Below are 1,871 nucleotides of genomic sequence, written 5' to 3' on the forward strand. Positions count from 1 at the left end.
GCAGTAAATCAACGTCTTTGATTTGGCTTACGGGTACTTGGTGGCCTTGGCCGTTAAAGCGAAAACCGTCTTGTGGTTGGGTTTGATTAGTCATTGTTTTTCTCCACGATATTGAATGTAAAAGTGCCGTCTTTTTCGGTAACTTCAACTTCGTCGAAGTCACGTGCATCTAGATCTTCAATGGCAGTTTCAAGAGTGAACAAATCATCTTTAACGGCTTCTACTTTCTTTTCTAAGTGCTGACGTTGCTCTTCTAAAAGCTCTATGTATTTTTCTTTGCTAATGGTGTTCATTGTTTTTCTCTCAGTTGTAAGTTGGGTTTGCACATTTGTGTTCTTGCGAGTTGATAACGGTGTTGCCTACATATTGCTGACACTCACCAGACCACCAACGCACTAGGCATTTGCTGAATCGAGCCACATACATTTTGTTCAAAGTGCCGTGACGCATTTCCATCACAGCAACCGCTTTATCCATTAACTTTCTTGAAGGGTTGGTGACTTCGATAACGGGAATCGCTGGCTCGTAGTTGATGCGTAAAATGAAGCAGTCAGCTAAGGTCAAATCGACCACGGGCGGTTAATACTGCCTTTTGTTTTTCATGCGAGTTCATCATTCGCTTCTTCCTCCATTTCAGCCTTTACGATTGGTGCACATTTCGGGCAGTAGTCGTAGTCATCGTTAAATTCGATTAACCAACCTTTAGCCTCTAAGTTGTAATATTCAGTTTCGGCTTGAGAAGGGTCACAGCTGCTAAGTTCAACTGTTCTAAAGCAGTCACCGCCATCACATTCAACTTCTGATTTAAAAGACATATTTCACCTCAATCGTTGGTTTCTAATTCAGCAAACGCTTTGCGCAGCACTTGCTCACTAATGGTTTGGCCTTTGGCAAACATCGCCGCCAGTTTGAGTGTTTTACTTAGCAATCTAAGTCCACCTGGGCGCTCACTGATTTGCAGCATTAACCCGAGTTCAGACTCGCCGTTTACGTTCCATGCATCAGCAATGGCACGAACGTCTGCTTGCTTGGTTTTGTGAATGCCACGCTTCTTCGCAATGCGAGAGAACAAGCGCGCAAAATCTTCATTACGGCGACCACCTGTAAGCTGCGTGTAAACCTTGTTGTTACCCACTAGCACCATGCCAACGCCCGTTTCTTCTTGCAGAATTCGCAGCTCTTCCAGTGTTGGGTAGTCAAGGTGATCCGCTTCATCAATCACCACCAAACCCTCGCTACCAATCAGGCGGTTTCGGATAACGCGAGACAGCGGGCCTTTACGGCGCGGCGCATCGTCCATGCCTAGTTCCATAGCCAATTCATATAGGCACTCAGTAAGGCTTGAACGGCTTGGGCTTGAAGTGATCATCCATACGTTGTTGTTGCTTCGTTTGTATTCACGCAGCGCTTCTGATTTACCGACACCAGACGCCCCAAAAATAACCACGATAGATTCGGTCACTTGGGCATACATCATGTCGTCGGTCAGCTGCTTAGCCGTTGGTGTCATCACAAAGCCAGGGTCTTTGCTTGGCGTGGCATTACGCTGTTCTCTCATGCGTAACCATTGGTTCAGTTTTTCAATCATCTTGGCTGGGTCAGCTTTGTATGCACCGTTCAATATTTGGCTTAGCGTGGCAGGTGATACGCTGATCTCTTTTGCAATCTGAGACGCTGAAACAGCCTTCGATTCTGTTAATGCACGAATGCGCATTAATGTGTCGGTTTGCTTAGCCTCTGCATTGCCTAGTTCAACTACGTTTGTACTCATATCAATCTCCATTTATGGAAGGTTTAAATAGGGTTTAAAGCTTGTTTTTGAATTTCTGTTCAAACAGGTTTGAAACGCTTTGGCTGAAGTTCTGTTCGTA

The 1,871-nt window shown here is 45.2% G+C and carries 4 protein-coding genes; all 4 read right to left on the bottom strand.

Annotation, left to right across the window (positions count from 1 at the left end; all coding sequences use genetic code 11):
* Positions 1-86: 86 nt before the first annotated feature.
* From AB6E08_RS23115 to AB6E08_RS23130, 4 genes are read right to left on the bottom strand one after another with little or no spacing between them, the layout of a single operon-like run.
* Positions 87-293 carry a hypothetical protein gene (locus tag AB6E08_RS23115; RefSeq protein ID WP_102551326.1) on the bottom strand — a complete coding sequence of 69 codons (207 nt, stop codon included), beginning with the start codon at positions 291-293 and terminating at the stop codon, positions 87-89.
* 10 nt (positions 294-303) lie between these two features.
* The gene (locus AB6E08_RS23120; protein WP_372067749.1) at positions 304-573 is read right to left on the bottom strand and encodes a hypothetical protein; all 270 of its coding nucleotides are present in this window, start codon (positions 571-573) and stop codon (positions 304-306) included.
* Between the two features lie 26 nt (positions 574-599).
* Complete coding sequence (locus tag AB6E08_RS23125) at positions 600-815, bottom strand: hypothetical protein (protein ID WP_372067752.1); 216 nt, start codon at positions 813-815, stop codon at positions 600-602.
* 8 nt (positions 816-823) lie between these two features.
* Entirely contained in the window at positions 824-1,771 is a 948-nt protein-coding gene (locus AB6E08_RS23130; protein ID WP_372160333.1) for an AAA family ATPase, read from the bottom strand.
* Positions 1,772-1,871 lie beyond the last annotated feature (100 nt).

The organism is Vibrio sp. 10N.247.310.24 (assembly GCF_041467175.1).
Classification (GTDB): domain Bacteria; phylum Pseudomonadota; class Gammaproteobacteria; order Enterobacterales; family Vibrionaceae; genus Vibrio; species Vibrio tasmaniensis_A.

Bases quoted from the DNA above. Each gene is read 5' to 3' on its own strand.
- AB6E08_RS23115 (WP_102551326.1), bottom strand. From the start codon at position 293: ATGAACACCATTAGCAAAGAAAAATACATAGAGCTTTTAGAAGAGCAA.
- AB6E08_RS23125 (WP_372067752.1), bottom strand. From the start codon at position 815: ATGTCTTTTAAATCAGAAGTTGAATGTGATGGCGGTGACTGCTTTAGA.
- AB6E08_RS23130 (WP_372160333.1), bottom strand. From the start codon at position 1,771: ATGAGTACAAACGTAGTTGAACTAGGCAATGCAGAGGCTAAGCAAACC.